Here is a 17274-nt window from a genome sequence, read left to right as displayed (position 1 = left end):
TTTCTCAAAACCTGCTCAATGCTGTTCTGGGCTTGTGCACTGCCTGCGTTCAGGAGCAGAAGTGCCGCGCCGATAGTTATGATTTGTTTCATTTTCATCTTCTTTATTGGTTGTAAATTGCAATTACAGACTTGCTGAAGCCTTCTTGCGGTGCATCATCAGATAAACAATCGGGACGATGAATCCGTTCAGGAAAGTAGAAGTTAACAAGCCTCCCAGAATCACTTTTGCCATCGGACTCTGAATCTCGTTGCCCGGAAGATCACCTCCCAGAGCCAGAGGAATCAATGCCAGAGCAGAAGACAAAGCCGTCATCAGGATCGGGTTCAGACGGTCGAGCGAGCCTTGCATCACGCTGTCGTACACGTTCAGCCCCTCCACTTGTTGGAGATGATTGTAATGGCTGATGAGCAGCATACCGTTACGGGTAGCAATTCCGAACAGAGAGATGAATCCGATGATAGCGGGTATACTAACTTCCCCCGTTGTAAGTACCAATGCGAAAACGCCACCGATCAACGCGAGCGGCAGGTTCAGCAGGATAACTCCCGACTCCTTGACGCTGCGGAACTCATGATAAAGCAATAGAAAAATCACAACGATACTGATAAATGAAGTCAGCGCTAATGTCCTGCTCGCCGCCTGCTCGCTCTCAAACTGCCCGCCGTATTCGATGTGGTAGCCTTCGGGCAATTGCACGGATGCGTCGATCTGCTTCCGGATGTCGTTTACCACACTGCGCAAGTCGCGGTCGGCAACGTTGGCGGAAATCACGATTTTCCGTTTCACGTTCTCACGGTTGATGGTGTTAGGTCCCATAGCCGATGTCACTTCCGCCACATAGCTTAGGGGGACTTTGCGTCCGTCGTTCGTGTCCACCATCAAGTTGCGGATTTTCTCCATCTCGTCACGGGCGTCGTTCTTCACCTTCACAATCAGGTCGAAACTCTTGCCTTGTTCGTACACCTGCGAGATCACTTTTCCCGCCAGAGCGACATTCACGTACTCGGAAAACTCCGGCAGTGTGATTCCGAACTTGGCCAGCATTTCGCGTTTGGGCTGTATTTTTAACTGCGGACGTTCGATCTGCTGTTCCACATTCAGGTCGGCGATGCCGGGAATTGCGCCGATCGCCTCTTTGATCTGATTGCCGATGGAAAACATCTTGTTCAGGTCGTCGCCGAATAGCTTGATGGCAATATTTGCTTTCGTACCGGACAACATGGCGTCAATCCGGTGGCTGATCGGCTGTCCGATTTCAATGTTTGCTCCTGTAATTGTGCCCAGCTTTTCACGTACATCCGCCACCAGTTCGCTGCGCGAGCGGTCGCCCAGTTCAAACGGAGCCTCAATTTCGGACACGTTCACACCCAATGCGTGCTCATCCAGTTCGGCACGTCCCGTTTTGCGGGCAACGGTTTGTATCTCCGGAATGGTCAGCAGCAACTCTTCCGCGCGCTGTCCCATTTTGTTGCTCTCTTCCAGCGAGATACCCGGCAGAGAACTGATATTGATTGTGAACGAACCTTCGTTGAAAGAAGGGAGGAAGCTACGTCCCAGCGTGAAGAACACACCGAGCGCCACGATGAAGAGAGCGATAGTTCCACCCAGTGTCACCCGTTTGTGCGCCAGCACCCAAGACAGTGCCTTTTCATAAATCCCTTTCATCCAACGGGCTACGAAAGACTCTTTCAGTTCCTTGTTCGTCTTGTTGCTTCCCAACAGATAAGAGCAGAGCACCGGAGTCAGTGTCAATGCTACCACCGTCGAGGCGAATAACGCCACGATGAAAGCAATACCCAGTGGGACCAGCATTCGACCTTCCATGCCACTCAGGAAAAATAAGGGAACGAAACTGACTACAATAATTAAAGTTGAGTTCAAAATCGGCATACGAACCTCCTTCGAGGCGTTGAACACCACTTCGAGCGTGCTCAATCTTTCCGCTTCCGCTTTCAGCCGGTTTTCACGCAAGCGCTTGTATACGTTCTCCACATCAACGATGGCATCGTCCACCAGCGAACCGATGGCGATTGCCATACCTCCGAGACTCATAGTGTTGATAGTCAGTCCCATATAATGCAGTGTCAGGACCGAAACGAGCAGTGAGAGAGGCAGTGTTACCAGCGAAATAAGCGTAGTGCGCACATTTGCCAGAAACAAGAACAGAACGATAACGACAAAGATACCTCCCTCAAAGAGCGATTTCTTCACGTTGCCGATAGAACTTTCGATGAAGCGGCTTTGGCGGAAAATGTCCGTAGAAACCTTTACATCCGGTGGCAGGTTCTTCTGAAGGTCTTTTAGCGAAGCCTCCAGCTTGTCCGTCAGTTCCAGTGTACTGGTGGCGGGCTGCTTGGTCACAGTCAGCAGGACGGCAGGTTTTCCCCGTTCCGAAGCCGTACCCAATTTGGGTGCTTTGGGGCCTATTGCCACGTCTGCTATATCTTCCAGAGTGACAGGAAAGTTGTTCACCGTCTTTACCACCGCCTTGCCGAGCTGTTCCGTCTGAGTGGTGGAAAGCACGCCTCGCACTATATATTCATTTCCGAATTCGTAAAGCACTCCGCCGTTGGCGTTCAGGTTCATGTCTTGCGTCACCGCCATCACCTCACCCATCGAAACGCCGTAGTGACGCATCCGCTCGGGATCAAGCTGAATCTGGTACTCTTTGATGTCTCCTCCGAGCACCGCTACTTGCGCCACTCCTCCGGTAGACAGCAGACGCGGACGGATAGTCCAGTCGGCAATCGTACGGAGGTCGAGCATGGAGGTAGAGTCGGCCGTCAGCCCGACAATGAGCATTTCGCCCAGAATAGAAGATTGCGGGCCGAGTGTCGGTTTTCCAACGTTGACCGGAAGCGATTCACTGACTACAGCGAGCTTTTCACTCACAATCTGCCGGGCAAGATAAATATCTGTTCCCCAGTCGAATTCCACCCAGACAACAGAAAAACCATTGGTGGAAGAAGAACGGACACGGCGTACGCCGGTAGCTCCGTTTACGGCAGTTTCCACAGGGAAAGTCACGAGTTGTTCAACCTCTTCGGCGGCCATACCATTGGCTTCGGTCATGATGACAACCGTAGGCGCGTTGAGGTCGGGAAACACGTCTACTTCCGTGTGCATGGCAGTATAGCTCCCCGCAATGAGCAGAAGAATGGAAGCGCAGAGCACCAGCAACCGGTTGTGCAGGGAATAATGTATGATTTTATTAAGCATCTTTTTAAATTAAGAATTATGAATGAGGAATTAAGGATGAAGATTCATTCTTCATTTAATCAGTGTTCATGGCTGTGTGCGGGGATGGCATTGCTTGCACTGGCCAGTCTTACCTGGTACGCTCCTTCGGTCACAACGCGGTCGCCCGCTTTCACGCCGGACAGGATCTGGACATTTTTTCCGTTGTCGGCTCCTACGGTCACTTCCTGTTTCTTGTACCCTTCCTCATCCAGTTGCAGATATACAAAGTAGCTTCCTTGTTCCTCCGTCAATGCGGTGCGTGGAAGGGAAATTACGTTTTCCATTGGCGACGAGAGCAGGAAAACCTCTACGAATGAGCCGGGAATCACTTCACCTTTGTTATCGAACTCGAAGGTGACAGGCACGTAGAAAGAATTGTCTCCGGCAGTTTTCCCGAAAGAGAGGAGTTTGCCGTTGAGCGCTTGCAGTTCGTATACCTTATTATTATAAGGAGTCTGGAAATTGGCGGAGCTGATTGTGCGGAGGTACGGGTAGTACTTTTCCGACACTTCGGCGCGGAGGAACAGACGGCGGTTCTGCGTCACGCTAACCAGTGGTTGTCCGATGGTCACGTAGTCCCCCTCTTTCACCAGTATACTTTTCACATAGCCTGCGATGGGAGCTGTGATATTTTGTCCGATAGCCGAATGGTTCTTCGAAAGGGCCTCGTAGCTGATGCGGGCGTTCTCGTAATTCTGCTCCGCCTGTGCAAACTCCTTGTCGGATACGATTTTGTTTTTGACAAGGGCTTTCATCCGTTCGTACTCTTTTTTCGACACCTCGTAGGCGATGCGGGCACGTTGCACCGGGTCACCGTCGGCTATATTGTTTGAAGAAATGGTGACCAACGGTGTGCCGCTGCCGACGCTCATTCCTTCCGTCACTTTTCCACGAAAAGAAACAACGCCAGCTACGGTAGCTACGGCAACCGATTCGTCCCCCTGAGCAGCAAGTACTTGTCCACTGGTTTTAATGACCTGTTGGAAAGGAGCGGGCTCGATGATACTAGCCTTTACTCCGGCTGCTTCGGCTTTCACTTTCGGAAGGATGATCTCGTCACTATGTGCTTCGGTCGTTTCGAGGTGGCTGCCTGCTGTTTCGTGACTGTGCCCTTCACCGGATTCATCCCCGTGGGCGCTGTGGTCGTGATCTTCTGTGGCATGATTATGTCCTTCCGCCTCATGATCATGCTCGTTGTGTGTATGTGTGACGGTACTATTACAAGAGGCAAGGATAAATAAACCCAGCACTCCGAAAAAAATAAGTTTCTTCATAAATGATATTTCCTACTTAAGTTTTTTGTTTTCTTTTTGTTGTTGCAGATTCATACTGCAAAAATACGGCAAGGTTCTTGCAACTGGCTTGCAAAGATTAGCTACAACGCCTTTGCAACTGACTTGCAAGAGCGTTTTTAAGCGAAAACAGAGTAGGGAGGTGCGCGAAGCGAGGTGGCACGGTAGAAATCCGTGCTATGCAGAGAGTCTCGGAAGACGTAATAGTTCTTTACCCGTTTCTCCTGCGGGCGTAGTAAATGTTCGATAATGACATCGGTGAACAGCGTAGCGATAAATACATAATCCGGACTGCTATAGCTGTGTATGGATGGGATGGACGACTGAAAGCGTGTCAGACACTCGCTGTTGCAACAGGCGTCGCTCTCCGGATGATGATGGTGCTTGGGGCATTGTTGCTCTACGGGCAAGTCCTGCTTCATGCAAATCATTCCGTTAGGGTGGTGATGATGGGGAATAACGGCTGCCACCAACATGATAATGTTGATAAAAAACAGCAGAGTTACTATGATTCTTTTTTTCCCTTTCATCCTGCGCAAAGATACAAATTCTTTATCTTCTCCCGGAATCCGCCCCCTTCTTTTTATTATTTATTATTTCTTTTCCAGCTCTTGCAACGAATCCATCTTTTTCTTTTCGAGGAATTCATAGATACCGCATAGGTGTTCCGTCACCTTCTGATTGCCAAACTCATAAACCTTTGATACCAGTCCGTCGAGGAAATCACGGTCGTGCGAAACGACAATCAGCGTGCCGTCAAAATCGAGCAACGCCTGTTTCAGGATGTCCTTTGTTTTCATGTCGAGGTGATTCGTCGGCTCGTCCAGGATGAGAAGGTTGACCGGCTCCAGCAATAGCTTGATCATTGCCAGGCGGGTACGTTCTCCACCCGAAAGCACTTTCACTTTCTTCATCGACTCCTCCGGACCGCCAAACATGAAAGCACCCAGCAAGTCGCGGATCTTGTTCCGGATTTCCCCTTTCGCTACGTCGTCAATCGTCTGGAACACAGTTAGATTCTCGTCCATCAGTGAAGCCTGATTCTGTGCAAAATACCCGATTTGTACATTATGTCCCAGCGTCAGCGTGCCATCGTGCTCTATTTCCCGCATGATACATTTGACAAGCGTAGACTTACCCTCGCCGTTCTTGCCGACGAACGCCACCTTGTCTCCGCGCTCAATCGTCAGATTGGCGCCCTTGAACACCACCTTCTCTCCATACGTTTTCCCAACATTCTCCATGATGACCGGATAACTGCCCGAACGGGGGGAAGGCGGAAATTTCAGACGCAAAGCGGAAGTGTCCTCTTCGTCCACCTCCAGCAGTTCCAGTTTCTCCAGCATTTTCACACGGCTCTGTACCTGCAAGGTCTTCGAGTACGTCCCCTTGAAACGTTCGATGAACTCCTTCGTCTCGGCGATGAACTTCTGCTGCTCATCGTACGCCTTCTGTTGCTGTTCGCGGCGTTCCTTGCGCAGTTGGAGGTATTGTGAGTAGTTTACTTTGTAGTCGTAGATGCGCCCCATCGTCACTTCGATGGTGCGGGTCGTGATGTTGTCGACAAACTTGCGGTCGTGGCTGATGACAATCACCGCCTTGCCGTTATTGATCAGGAAATCTTCCAGCCATTGGATAGACTCGATGTCGAGATGGTTCGTCGGCTCGTCAAGCAGCAGCACGTCCGGTTTCTGCAACAGTAACTTCGCCAACTCGATGCGCATCCGCCATCCGCCACTGAAATCACTCGTCTGACGTCCGAAGTCTTCCCGGCGGAAACCGAGTCCGAGCAACGCTTTCTCTACATCCTCCTCGTAGTTCGTGGCGTCGATTGAATAATACTTCTCGCTCAGGGAGGATACTTCCTCGATCAGAGCCATATAACTGTCGCTTTCGTAGTCCGTCCGTGTCTCCAACTCCTTGTTCAGTTTCTCGATTTGCGCTTCCATCTCGTGCAGATGCGCGAAAGCCTGTGCCGTTTCGTCGAACACCGTGCGTCCGTCCTCCGTCATCAAGTGTTGGGGCAGATAGGCCACCACGCACTCTTTCGGTGCAGAGACCTTGCCGCGTGTAGGTTGCCTCACGCCTGCCAGAATCTTGAGCAGTGTACTTTTTCCCGCCCCGTTTTTCCCCATCAGGGCGATGCGGTCTTTTTCATTAATAACGAAAGAGATATCACTAAATAAAGTCGTGCCGCCAAATTCTACGGCCAGTCCGTCTACAGAAATCATATTATTCTTTTAAATTGAGGCGCAAAGATAGCGAAATATATGAATATTTTTTATATCTTGCGGGCTGAAATAGGATATTAACTTGTTGAAATAAGATATTAACTTGTTGAAATAAGATATTAACTTGTTGAGACAGGATATTAACTTAAGTATATAGAAGGATGTAGATGGAAAATAATATACTAAATAATATGGAAAGTACGCAAACATCTGAATTCAGACCGCTTATACTTGTGGCTGAAGACGACGACAGCAACTTTAAACTGATTAAAGCGATCATAGGTAAAAAATGTGATATCCTGTGGGCGCGGAACGGAGAAGAAATGGTAAATTTATTTCAAACACACGGCGAAAATGCCAAAGCGATGTTGATGGACATTAAAATGCCGTTGATGAATGGGTTGGAAGCGACGAAAATTATTCGTGAGTCCAACACTACGATTCCCATTATCATGCAGACTGCCTACGCTTTCAGTTCGGATAAGGAAAATGCGATGAAGGCGGGAGCTACGGAAGTGCTGGTGAAGCCGATTACGCTAGGGGTTCTTCGTGGTACACTAAGTAAATATCTGCCCGACTTGCAGTGGTAAATGAATAATAAAACGCAGATTAACGCAAATTATCATAGAAAAGATTCTATAAGTCGTTGATTAATATATCAATTGAAATGAATTAGTCAAGACTTGGAGCCTGTTTGAATAATCTATGCTAACTTGCGTTAATCTGCGTTTTGATATATCCCCCCCCTTTTTTGAGGAGGGGAGAAAGAGGAGGGGAGAAATTAGTTCTTATGGCTGAGAGCCGGATGTATCGTCGGGAGTAGTAATAGGCTCAACCCACGTTTCATCGTCATCCCATCCGGTGCGGCGGAAGCCTTTGATGGTGTACGTTTTGCCTTCCAGCGTATATTTCACTTCGATGCCGTCCGCTTTCCCGTTTGTCGGAGTCGTAACGCTTTCTAAAGTGACTTTTCCGGAAGTGACTGTAAATTCCCCTACGGGAGTCGTTCCATCGGCAACCATATTGCCTGCTGTTCCGTTAAAGGTGAGTTCTTCCACATTACAACTGATTTTGCCTAGAATACCTTGTTTGAAAAGGCTTGTATTCGGCAACTTGATCCACAACTTGTCCTTATCATTATCTGCTGTATTGTACAGATACAGATAAGTTCCGTAGACGTTGTATGATTCGTCATCGTCCTTTGTTGTGCTTATAACCAGTTCCTCATTGTTCTCGTCCAGCACTTTGACGTAATATTGTCCGCTTAGCGGGTATATAGGGGCAAACTCCTGCTCATAGTCTCCATAAGTGTCGCATGACACGAAAGTGACCATTGCGAACATCAGGACTAATAAATAATTAATAGGTTTCATGTATATATCCTTTCTTTCTATTGTTCAATATCCTTATTATTTTTTATGCCACCACAGAGGTTCGGTAATTGCCGGAACTTTCGTAGGCGCATTCGTATTATAGTCCAACGACTCTTTTGAGTAGATGAAGCGGTGAGCAAACTGACCCTTAGCTAACGAACTGTTGGGGTTATATGCCAGCGTACCCAAAACGTAATCATCCGGATCACCGTCTGTTGTATACTCGCTGACTTCCGGAATACCGGTGCGGTTGATATCGAACCATGCATCCCAAGCCTGGCAACGGGTGCTGGCAATCCATTTCTGGGTAAGGATACATTTCAGCATACTTTCTTCGTCGGTGTCTTGGAATTCGTAAGGTTTTCCAACTGCAATAAATTCAGCAGCTTTGTCGCCATGGTTCCATCTGGCGAAAGAAAATTCAACGGCTTTGTCATAATGAGTCTTGGCGCTGCCTTTGTCTCCCAGTCGTGCGTAGCATTCCGCCAACAGGTATTCGGCTTCGGCCGCTGACATATAATAAACAGGATCGGTAGCACCGATTACGGCACGCGAAGTTGTTGAAATGCTATATGCGCTGGAAGTTCTGTTTCCATAAGGAATCGCTCTGTATTCGGTTCTGTCAGATGCGGCAGTCTTCTCGTAAAAGTCTCCGATGCGCGGATCTTCATATTCGGCTAGATAGTTATACAACGTCGTACAGGCGCGTACATTATTTGTCGTATTCAACTGTCGGCGGTCATTTTCATAGAACGGATTGGACTTATTTACGACATCCTCGAAACAGTGTACCGTTGCGTCGTCTTTCAGAAAATCACCGGCAGCGAGCATTGTTTGTATCTCCGCCTTGTTCGTGTCAAAGTCTCTCATGAGCAACTTCAACTTTAAAGTTTTGGCAAATCTGATCCATTTCGCGATATCCCCGTCATAGATATAATCTTCCACGTTCATGGTTTTCAGACCTTTGGCAGAGGCTTCCGCTTCCTTGTCGATTGCGTCGTCCAGCATTTTGATAATGCCGGGATAAACCACCGTTTTACTATCGTCGTATTTGCAGTTCTGACCTTTCAGAGCTTCGGTGAAAGGAATATCTCCATAAGCGTCGGTGAGCACGTGATAAGTAAACGCGGTCATGATTTTTCCGACCACCCAATAGTTCCACGCACCTTCCTCTTCCGATTTCTTGATGACGAGATCGAGATCAGGCAAAACGTCCGCGTACGGAATTCTCCACAGACGGAGGTCGCTGGAAGAAGTCATCGCATAGTTGACCAGCGTGATATATTGGCTGGATGACGGATTCTGCGTGTAGTGCTGTGACCACATAGAACCGTAGAGTTGGTACAAATACCCCATTGCGGCAGCCGAGCCGGTGAATGCGGACGGCAGTAACGTCGTTACCGTCACTTGTGATTCGTCCGGATAATTCGGATTTTTGTTGACGTCCAGATAGTCCTCGCAAGAGGTGAACGTGCCGGACAGGATGGCGCTTAATACACCTATATATAAATACTTGAATTTTTTCATCTTCGATCGTTTTTTTTTTAGAATACAACTTTAATACCTCCACCTATATTGCGCGTAGAAGGCAAGGCGGCAAATTCTCCCAGTTCGGAAGCGATATCGTTACCGAAAGTTGTGGTTTCCGGGTCTACGTAATTGTTAGCTTTCGGAGTCCACATAAAGAGGTTGCGTCCGATCAGGCTCAGGTCTAGCTGCTGGATACCCAGTTTGGAAATCCATGCTTTCGGGAATGAGTAAGACAAGACCAGTTCCCTCAGTTTCACATAACCTTTCGGGATGATGAAGTTCTCGAACTGGCTGTCTGAGTAAGAGTCGCTGTAATAACTGCTCATGTTGTCGCTGGTCACGGGACGGTTGTTTTCGGCGTAGCCTCCGTCCTTGAGGGCGATTACGGAGTTGGGCACGACGAACGGTTCGCGGTTGTTGAACAGCGAGCGGGTAGTGTTGCCGACGAAGTGCATCAGTTGTGCGGTGTAGGAGTACATATAACCGCCTTTACGCCAGTCGGCCACAGCAGAAAGGGTGAATCCTTTGTAGCTCACGCGGGTGTTGAAACCCATATTGAAGTCGGGAGCGGACGAACCGATCGTCTTCATTTCGCTGTTGCTGGTAGTCGGGATACCGTTGGCGTCGACAATCACTTTGCCGTAGTAAGGGCTGTTCTCGTCCTGTACGGTAGCGAGGGCGGGCACTTGGAAGATTCCGAGCGGTTCGCCGACTTTGGCAACGAAGTTGGCGCTGTAAGCCGTTTTCAATACGTATTCGGTCACAGGCTTGTCCCCCTCGTTCCACAACTTGTTCACCTTGCTCCAGTTCTTGCTGAAGGTGACTCCCAAGTCCCATTCCACCTCTTTGGTGCGGATCGGAGTCAGGTTGAGGGCGATTTCGATACCTTTGTTGGAAATTTCGCCAACGTTGCGCACGGCACTGGTGTAGCGTGTTTCCGGGGCGACGTCTGCCGCGATGATCTGGTTTTTGGTCAGCTTGTCGTAGTAGGCGAAGTCAATGCCGATGCGGTTGCTGAGGAAGTTGGCGGTCAAGCCCAATTCCCATTCGGAAGTCTTCTCCGGTTTCAGGTTGTTGTTGGGCTGGCGGTTGTATTCGGTCAGTCCCAGCGCCCCGTTCAACGGAGTGTCCAGATAGCCGTAGCCGGATGAAATATGATCGGGGATGTAGTATGCCAGCGTTCTGTACACGTCGGCGTCGTTACCCGTCTGTCCCCATGCGGCGCGCACTTTCAGGAAGTCTATCACGTTGTTTTTCAGCGAGGGGAACATATCGGTCAGGATGACGGACGTGTTGATTCCTCCGTAGAAGAAACTGTTGTGGTGGATGGGCAGTGTAGACGACCAGTCGTTGCGTCCGGAAAGGTTGACAAACCAGAAATTCTTATACCCGAATTCCACCTGTGCGAAGGCTCCGATTGTTCTGCGCAAATCGCTGTAATTGGTGCTGACGGGCTTGTCGGTCCCGTTCTGCAGATTGTACCATCCTTCCATGAACAGCCCTTCGAGAAACGACTTCAGATAAGACGATTTCCGTTGGTTGAGGTTCCATCCTGCCGTACCTCCGAGAGTGATGTCTGTGCCGATATTGTAGTTGGCGCTCAGGAAGAGGGTTGCGTCGATCTGGTCGTAATTATCGGTACGTTCGGTATAAGTACCCTTTTCTTCGGATTTGCCTCCGATGCTGCTGTATGAATTGTCGGCGTACGTCAGTTTCGCCGTGCGCAGCTTCTGGCGGGCGTTGGTGAAGTCACCTCCGAGACGTCCTACGGCCTTCAGACCGGGAATGACCTCGTAAGACAATTCCAGTTTACCGTAGATGCGGTCGTCCTGATAGTTGTTCTTATTGTTGGCGAGTACCCAGTAAGGGTTCTGCGCGTACCACGTGTAATAGTTGTCTCCGTTGAACCGTTCGTCGTTGAAATCCTTCATGACAGAATAGTCGATGTCCACCGGGTGCTGTATCAGTTCCTGCTGCATGGTGGCTCCCGCGTTTCCTTGTCCGGCGGCGGCTTTCGTCATGTCTTTGCGGATATACGTGATGCTGGCGTCGGCGGCGAACTTGCCGAATTTCATGTTGCCACGGAACGACAGGGTGTTACGTTCGTATTTGTCGGCATTGTTGGGCAGCACGCCGTTAGAGGAGGTGTTGCCGTAAGAAAGCATCAAGCCCATCTTTTCGTTACCGGTGCGGACGCTGATGTTGTTGTTCATCTCGAATCCGGTGGTGTAGAAGTTGCGGAGATTGTCTTTCACGAACGAGTAGTGCTTTTTCATCGGGGTAGTCAGTTTGCTGGAGCCCCATTCGTTGAGCCGGCCGTCCAATGCCGGTCCCCACGATCCGTTCTCGCCTCTGTTCCACGTTCCCCATCCTTGTCCGAACTTGTCCTGTTCCTGCGGCACGCGGAGCACGTTGGAAGCCATGAAAGAGCCGTCGTACGAAACGGTCAGTTTCTCTTGTTTGGCGCGTTTGGTGGTGATCATCACTACACCGTTGGCGGCGCGCGAGCCGTAGAGGGCGGTGGCTGAGGCGCCTTTCAGCACGGTGACGGATTCCACGTCGTCGGGGTTGATGTCGTTTGCCCCGTTACCGAAGTCGATAGCGTCGCTGGCGGCAATGACACCGTTGCCCTGGTCGTTGGAGAGGCTGGTGTTGTTGGACATCGGCACGCCGTCGATGACGTATAGCGGCTGGTTGCTGGAGAAAGAGGAATAACCGCGCACGATTACTTTCTGTGAGCTACCGGCCGTTCCGGAGCTGGAAATGTTTACACCGGCTATTTTTCCGGAAAGTCCGGACATCACGGAACCTGACTTGGCTGCGACCAAATCGTCATTTTTCACTGTAGAAGCGGCATAACCTAGTATTTTCTCGCTTCTTTTGATACCTAAGGCGGTAACGACCACCTCGTCCAGCGCCTTCGCGTCCGAACGCAGCACGATTTTTAAAATCCCTTCCTTGATTGTCACTTCCTGGGGGAGCATTCCCACATAAGAAACACGTAAGGTTTTGGAGGAGCTTGGTACGTTGCTGATTGTAAATTTACCGTCAATATCGGTGATTGTACCAAGAGTGGTGCCATTGACTAATACTGAAGCACCTACGACAGGCTGTCCATCTTCTTCGGATGTTACCAATCCGGTCACTTTGGATGTCTGCGCTGTCGCCAGACCTATGCCTATAAATAGGAAGGTCATGAAGAACATCAATTTTCTTTTCATAAATTCTCTCTTAATTTTAACCTAAAAACACATCATTTCTCTCTAACAGGCTGCAAAGATAATATAAATTATAATAAACTAAGAAAAGTAATGCGTTTTTAACTAAATACTGTCATATTGAAAGTGGATTCCGGTATTGATATGGGATTTTGAAATGTCATATGGGTTGTTTGCTTGCTTTTAGATTATTTGGTGTGTCATAAGGAAAGTGTTGTAAGTGTTTGTTTTGATAATAAAATATCATTGATTCCGCTAAATGGGTGACTTTTTATTATTTCAGCTTCTTCCCCTCACCATTTTTTGTAGCATTCCGTTGTAAGTGCTTTCAAATTCGGCCGGGTGATTGAGTGCCCAAAGGATGTAATCTCCCGGTTCGTTCTTTTTGAGCAGGGTAGGGCGGTATCCGGGACTGAGGATTTTCCATAGCGTGCCGTTGATTCCTCCCAGTTCTTTTCGTCGGGCAAGGGCGAAAATGGCTTTGGCGGTCTGTTCGTTCCGGATGCCGATAGCTTCCATATTTAGTCGTAGTATAGCTTCGAAGTCCCCTCCGGACGAATCCCCTAAAGACAAACCCCTTACAGCAACAGGCGAAGCCTGAGAAACGCCGTTTGGCGGAACGGGCGGCTTCTCGCTCTCCTTTCTCATTTTCCCTTCCCTCTCTGTCTCTTTGTCTTTTCGGGTTTCCGATTTGCTTTCATTTTCCCTCTCCATTTCCTGTTTACTTTTAATATCTGTATCCGTTTCTTGTTTTGTTTGTGGCATTGTTGCTGCAAATTTGCCCGGATCTGCTGCAAGTTTGCCCGAACTTGCTGCGAATTTGTTCGAACTTACTGCGGATTCATTCGTCTGTCCTCCGTTTTCCCCCTTTGTCTCCTTTGTCTCTTTTCTCTCCTCTGTTTCCTCCTCGTTATCATTCGCTTCTTTCTCCTCCTTGATCATCCAGAAGTTTTCCAAAGGCAATTTGTATTTCCTCCGGCTGTCGATGATGATTTTGTGATACTGCTCTTGGATGGCTTGCGAGGTCAGCACCCCGTACTCCTTATATATATAGGTGTCGAACAATCCCACCGACAGACAATCGTCGATGATGGCCTGCATTTCCTCCTCCTCGCAACAGGCTTCCTGAGCGATGTCGAACATTGTGTCCTTGTTCCAAAGGACATAATAGCCTTTTTCTTTGTAGATAAGACAAAGCAGGGAAGTGAGCGCGGCAATTCCTGCCGCGTGATGGCGGCAGGAGATGCGGCGCACTTTCCGGTCTTGCAGGAAATTGACATCTAGGGGGAAATAATCTAATCCGGGTTTGGAAATGCGTGCCATGATAAATTAAGTTTTAAAAAGTGATACATTGTGCGGTTTATCGGAACTCGTTGCGTACGTCGAAGCAGGGGCACATCTTGATAAACTCGTTGGGCGAGATAATGCCGTCACCGTTGCGGTCGGGGCTGGTGTCCCGGTGGCCTATCACTTGTCTGATGTCGGGGTAAACGAGCCGCAGGTCTTCCACCAGGCGGATGAGCGCTTTGCGTTGGGCTTCCGTCCGGGTGTCGGCGGGACGGCCTTCCTTGTCCAGCCCGCCCACGTAGCAGATACCTATGCTTCGGCGGTTCCAGCCCGTGCAATGCGCTCCGTCGAGGGAGACATCCCTTCCCGGTTCGATGGTTCCGTCGAGCCGGATTACGAAATGATAGCCGATGGAACGGAAACCGCGCGCACGGTGCCAGCGGTCGATGTCGGCGGCTGTGAAATCCTGTCCCGCACGGGTGGCGGAACAGTGGATGATAATCGTGTCTCTCATTACAGCGTCCTCCTTTCTTGTTGGTTGCGGCTTGTGTAGATGGCGAATCCGAAAGCGATGGCTTCGTCTTCCGACAGTTGGCGGTAATATTGCCGGTTCACCGGATGCTGGACCGGGATGCAGGGGGATTGTACAGGCGGGACAGGCCGATGATGGGACGACTGCGGAACAGCCTGAGCGGGAGACAACGGTAAGGGTTCTTTCATGATAAAAGCGTCTCCTCTGTGCTGGCGGACGCGTAAGTTGTGGAGGAGTAGTCGTTCCGGATAGCGCAACTGTAGTCTGAGCCAGTTTATGAATGCGGGATTCATGTGTTCTCCTTTGCTCATCGCCTGCATGGACGGGTAGGCGCGGAGTGTATTTCCACTTGCGTCCGTTACGGCGCAGGGAACACCCGAATACTTTGAACCCGTTTTTCCGGGAGGCCGCAATCCCATTCGGATGGCGTGCATTATGTTGTCATGTGCGTCACACCATTCGAGGTTCGACACGTGGTTGTTCAGCGTGTTTCCGTCGAGGTGGTTTACTTGCGGCAGATGTTTCGGGTTGGGAATGAACGCCTTAGCTACCAGACGATGCGTGTAGTATTTGGTGTAGATTCCTTTTTGCATGAGCTCTGTCTGCTCGTAGCCTTCTCCTGCGATCGTGGTGCAGAGAATCAGTTTCGACTTGCCTTTAAAACTCAACACCCGTCCATGGTCCGAGACCATGTAGTCGGGATTTTCTTCGATAAATCTCCAATTTTCCATACTTGATATTGGTAAACGTTAATAAAATTATATTCTGTTAAAAAACGGTCTGTTCTTTTGTCTCCGCGTGGAGAAACGGCGTTTCCTGCATTCCAAGAACGGCGTTTCCCGGTGTATAGAAACGGCGTGGACTGGATATGTTAAACGGCGTTTCTTCCTCCTCCGTGCGGGGTTCGAGCCTTTCGGCGCAATGGATAAGAAACTCCAGTTCTTCCCGGCAGCCTTGAATGGCTTCTTGCAGGGAGTCTACATTGTACTGCCTGCAAAGGATTTCCCATTCTTCTCGTTCCTGCCGGTTCATTCTGTTCTCGTCTTTTCGGGTTCGTCCTCGGCGTCGATGTCCAGAAAGTTTTCCGCATGGAACGTGCGCCATCCTTTTGCCTCGATGTCGTAGTAGACGACGAACGTGTTTTCCGGTCGTGGAATATAAGGTTGGTGGAAACTGTGTTCGTATCCGGTGAGTGTGCCGATGGCGTGGCGGACGCTGCCGTCTTGTCTGGTGTAGTGGAAGCGGACATTTCCGTGATGCATCTGCCGGATGAGGGCGCCTATCCGGTGGGCGGTGACGAGTGCGTCGTGCCGGTTCATACCATTGTTTTGCCGGATGGCGGCTGCCTGTTTCATGAGCCGCACCCGTTGAAAAGAATGCTCTTCTTTAATCTTGGTCATTGTTCTTCGGTTTATTTTGATTATGGGGCAAAAGTAGGGAATGGAAAGGGGAAAGATTGTCCGAGCTTGACACATAAATGAGGAATTAAAGAAGAATGTGTCAAGCGTGAACATGAATGTTAAGAGAAATAGCCGTTCTTTGTGGAAATTTTTAATTAATACAATAGGAAAATGGCAAAGAAATTGGTAAAAAGAGGGTCGGAAGTGACAAGTAATAGTGATGCAATCTGTAAGGTAACCGGACTTCGGCATTGCGATGATAGCACAAAAAAAGAGATTGTGGACTATTTGGTGAAAATAGATAAGCAGAATGATATACCGGAATGTTATATTGTAAATAATTCAAATAGTTCGACTTCTTCGGTGAGACGTGTGTTCAGTTGCGTCTGGGATGGCAGTACTTCAATACCCGATTTTACGACGTTATTTAATATTAGCGCGTGTGTCCTCAAAAAGGCTAAAATCGTTGTAGCCCTTCCCGGATTACTGTGTGCGGTTGTATGCCTTTTACTGAAAGATTCGGCGAAAGTGAAGTGCCGGGTTATAAACCGGCACCATCTGGTAATGGATATCGAACTCTTTGAGGATAAAATTATATCTGTTGAAGATTGGGAGGAGATGAAGAAGGAAGAGGCGGAAAAGAATAAAACAGATAAGAATAAAACAGATAGGAAAAAAACAAATAAGAAAAAGTGAATCAAGGTTCTCCTAAAAAACGGAAAAACAACCCTACTTGTGCCGGAGTAAGCAGGATGGATTTCTCGCTGTATCCCGTTTGGGCGAGTGCAGCCTGCAATTCTGTATTTTTGGCTATCCACCCCCGCAGGGTGCGGCGTGCTGAGGCGGTTTGTATATCGGGCAGGTAGAAGGACGCTAACTGGCTTTTGCTATAAGTCCGGATGCGGATGGAAGGGGATGTTTCTGCTTTCATTGTCGGTTGTCTTTTAAGGGGTTTTATCAGATTCTATGTTTGTAAAGGTAAGGCTTTTTAGGCTGATTGGTGATGTGTTGTGCAGAAGCGGTTGTGGGCATGGTTTGTGCGGACTCGTGCCGGGTTGCTGTCTCTTGTGACAGGTCGGTACGTTATGGTTCACGTTTTTTTTCCTTCCGGTTACCTTTGCTTTCGTAATCGGTTACAGAGAGGAATTTAATTTATCAATCATTAAAA

The 17274-nt window shown here is 49.1% G+C and carries 14 protein-coding genes and 1 pseudogene; 2 read left to right on the top strand and 13 right to left on the bottom strand.

Annotated features, from left to right (window positions below; translation table 11 throughout):
• Window positions 1-123: 123 nt before the first annotated feature.
• The 4 genes from BACFIN_RS12545 to BACFIN_RS12560 all read right to left on the bottom strand — a co-directional run bounded on the left by BACFIN_RS12545 (window position 124) and on the right by BACFIN_RS12560 (window position 6766).
• A complete protein-coding gene (locus tag BACFIN_RS12545; RefSeq protein WP_007751606.1) occupies window positions 124-3222 on the bottom strand; it encodes an efflux RND transporter permease subunit in 3099 nt (1032 codons plus the stop codon).
• Between the two features lie 59 nt (window positions 3223-3281).
• Entirely contained in the window at window positions 3282-4517 is a 1236-nt protein-coding gene (locus BACFIN_RS12550; RefSeq protein WP_007751604.1) for an efflux RND transporter periplasmic adaptor subunit, read from the bottom strand.
• A gap of 137 nt (window positions 4518-4654) precedes the next feature.
• Complete coding sequence (locus BACFIN_RS12555) at window positions 4655-5065, bottom strand: DUF6769 family protein (RefSeq protein ID WP_007751602.1); 411 nt, start codon at window positions 5063-5065, stop codon at window positions 4655-4657.
• Window positions 5066-5128: 63 nt separating this feature from the next.
• Window positions 5129-6766: an ABC-F family ATP-binding cassette domain-containing protein gene (locus BACFIN_RS12560; protein WP_007751596.1), complete on the bottom strand. Its 1638-nt coding sequence runs from the start codon at window positions 6764-6766 to the stop codon at window positions 5129-5131.
• Between the two features lie 191 nt (window positions 6767-6957).
• Between BACFIN_RS12560 and BACFIN_RS12565 the strand changes: the two genes are divergently transcribed.
• A complete protein-coding gene (locus BACFIN_RS12565; RefSeq protein WP_032839482.1) occupies window positions 6958-7356 on the top strand; it encodes a response regulator in 399 nt (132 codons plus the stop codon).
• 198 nt (window positions 7357-7554) lie between these two features.
• Here BACFIN_RS12565 and BACFIN_RS12570 read toward each other — a convergent pair whose 3' ends face one another.
• From BACFIN_RS12570 to BACFIN_RS12605, 8 genes and pseudogenes are all read right to left on the bottom strand, one after another.
• Window positions 7555-8139 (bottom strand): lipid-binding protein, encoded by a 585-nt coding sequence (locus BACFIN_RS12570; RefSeq protein ID WP_007751588.1) that lies wholly within the window; start codon window positions 8137-8139, stop codon window positions 7555-7557.
• A gap of 36 nt (window positions 8140-8175) precedes the next feature.
• Window positions 8176-9666 carry a SusD/RagB family nutrient-binding outer membrane lipoprotein gene (locus BACFIN_RS12575; RefSeq protein WP_007751586.1) on the bottom strand — a complete coding sequence of 497 codons (1491 nt, stop codon included), beginning with the start codon at window positions 9664-9666 and terminating at the stop codon, window positions 8176-8178.
• Window positions 9667-9683: 17 nt separating this feature from the next.
• A complete protein-coding gene (locus BACFIN_RS12580) occupies window positions 9684-12890 on the bottom strand; it encodes a SusC/RagA family TonB-linked outer membrane protein (protein ID WP_007751584.1) in 3207 nt (1068 codons plus the stop codon).
• A gap of 276 nt (window positions 12891-13166) precedes the next feature.
• Complete coding sequence (locus BACFIN_RS12585) at window positions 13167-14210, bottom strand: DUF4373 domain-containing protein (protein ID WP_007751581.1); 1044 nt, start codon at window positions 14208-14210, stop codon at window positions 13167-13169.
• Window positions 14211-14247: 37 nt separating this feature from the next.
• Window positions 14248-14688 carry an N-acetylmuramoyl-L-alanine amidase gene (locus tag BACFIN_RS12590; RefSeq protein ID WP_007751577.1) on the bottom strand — a complete coding sequence of 147 codons (441 nt, stop codon included), beginning with the start codon at window positions 14686-14688 and terminating at the stop codon, window positions 14248-14250.
• Complete coding sequence (locus BACFIN_RS12595) at window positions 14688-15437, bottom strand: HNH endonuclease (RefSeq protein WP_007751575.1); 750 nt, start codon at window positions 15435-15437, stop codon at window positions 14688-14690. The genes BACFIN_RS12590 and BACFIN_RS12595 overlap by 1 nt, the downstream gene beginning before the upstream one ends.
• A gap of 151 nt (window positions 15438-15588) precedes the next feature.
• A pseudogene (locus BACFIN_RS23695) lies at window positions 15589-15738 on the bottom strand (molecular chaperone DnaJ); the annotation flags it as partial.
• A complete protein-coding gene (locus BACFIN_RS12605; RefSeq protein ID WP_007751571.1) occupies window positions 15735-16106 on the bottom strand; it encodes an SH3 beta-barrel fold-containing protein in 372 nt (123 codons plus the stop codon). The gene BACFIN_RS12605 and the pseudogene BACFIN_RS23695, both read right to left, overlap by 4 nt.
• 171 nt (window positions 16107-16277) lie before the next feature.
• Here BACFIN_RS12605 and BACFIN_RS12610 point away from each other — a divergent pair, with 171 nt between their 5' ends.
• Complete coding sequence (locus tag BACFIN_RS12610; protein WP_007751569.1) at window positions 16278-16802, top strand: hypothetical protein; 525 nt, start codon at window positions 16278-16280, stop codon at window positions 16800-16802.
• 1 nt (window position 16803) lies between these two features.
• Here the strand turns inward: BACFIN_RS12610 and BACFIN_RS12615 are convergent, their stop codons facing one another.
• Window positions 16804-17037, bottom strand: a complete 234-nt coding sequence (locus BACFIN_RS12615) for a DUF4248 domain-containing protein (protein ID WP_007751567.1) — start codon at window positions 17035-17037, stop codon at window positions 16804-16806.
• Window positions 17038-17274 lie beyond the last annotated feature (237 nt).

Origin of the sequence: Bacteroides finegoldii DSM 17565 (assembly GCF_000156195.1) — a bacterium.
Classification (GTDB): domain Bacteria; phylum Bacteroidota; class Bacteroidia; order Bacteroidales; family Bacteroidaceae; genus Bacteroides; species Bacteroides finegoldii.
This window is presented reverse-complemented; position numbering and strand designations above follow the sequence as displayed.

Bases quoted from the DNA above. Each gene is read 5' to 3' on its own strand.
- BACFIN_RS12545 (WP_007751606.1), bottom strand. From the start codon at position 3,222: ATGCTTAATAAAATCATACATTATTCCCTGCACAACCGGTTGCTGGTG.
- BACFIN_RS12550 (WP_007751604.1), bottom strand. From the start codon at position 4,517: ATGAAGAAACTTATTTTTTTCGGAGTGCTGGGTTTATTTATCCTTGCC.
- BACFIN_RS12555 (WP_007751602.1), bottom strand. From the start codon at position 5,065: ATGAAAGGGAAAAAAAGAATCATAGTAACTCTGCTGTTTTTTATCAAC.
- BACFIN_RS12560 (WP_007751596.1), bottom strand. From the start codon at position 6,766: ATGATTTCTGTAGACGGACTGGCCGTAGAATTTGGCGGCACGACTTTA.
- BACFIN_RS12565 (WP_032839482.1), top strand. From the start codon at position 6,958: ATGGAAAGTACGCAAACATCTGAATTCAGACCGCTTATACTTGTGGCT.
- BACFIN_RS12570 (WP_007751588.1), bottom strand. From the start codon at position 8,139: ATGAAACCTATTAATTATTTATTAGTCCTGATGTTCGCAATGGTCACT.
- BACFIN_RS12575 (WP_007751586.1), bottom strand. From the start codon at position 9,666: ATGAAAAAATTCAAGTATTTATATATAGGTGTATTAAGCGCCATCCTG.
- BACFIN_RS12580 (WP_007751584.1), bottom strand. From the start codon at position 12,890: ATGAAAAGAAAATTGATGTTCTTCATGACCTTCCTATTTATAGGCATA.
- BACFIN_RS12585 (WP_007751581.1), bottom strand. From the start codon at position 14,210: ATGGCACGCATTTCCAAACCCGGATTAGATTATTTCCCCCTAGATGTC.
- BACFIN_RS12590 (WP_007751577.1), bottom strand. From the start codon at position 14,688: ATGAGAGACACGATTATCATCCACTGTTCCGCCACCCGTGCGGGACAG.
- BACFIN_RS12595 (WP_007751575.1), bottom strand. From the start codon at position 15,437: ATGGAAAATTGGAGATTTATCGAAGAAAATCCCGACTACATGGTCTCG.
- BACFIN_RS12605 (WP_007751571.1), bottom strand. From the start codon at position 16,106: ATGACCAAGATTAAAGAAGAGCATTCTTTTCAACGGGTGCGGCTCATG.
- BACFIN_RS12610 (WP_007751569.1), top strand. From the start codon at position 16,278: ATGGCAAAGAAATTGGTAAAAAGAGGGTCGGAAGTGACAAGTAATAGT.
- BACFIN_RS12615 (WP_007751567.1), bottom strand. From the start codon at position 17,037: ATGAAAGCAGAAACATCCCCTTCCATCCGCATCCGGACTTATAGCAAA.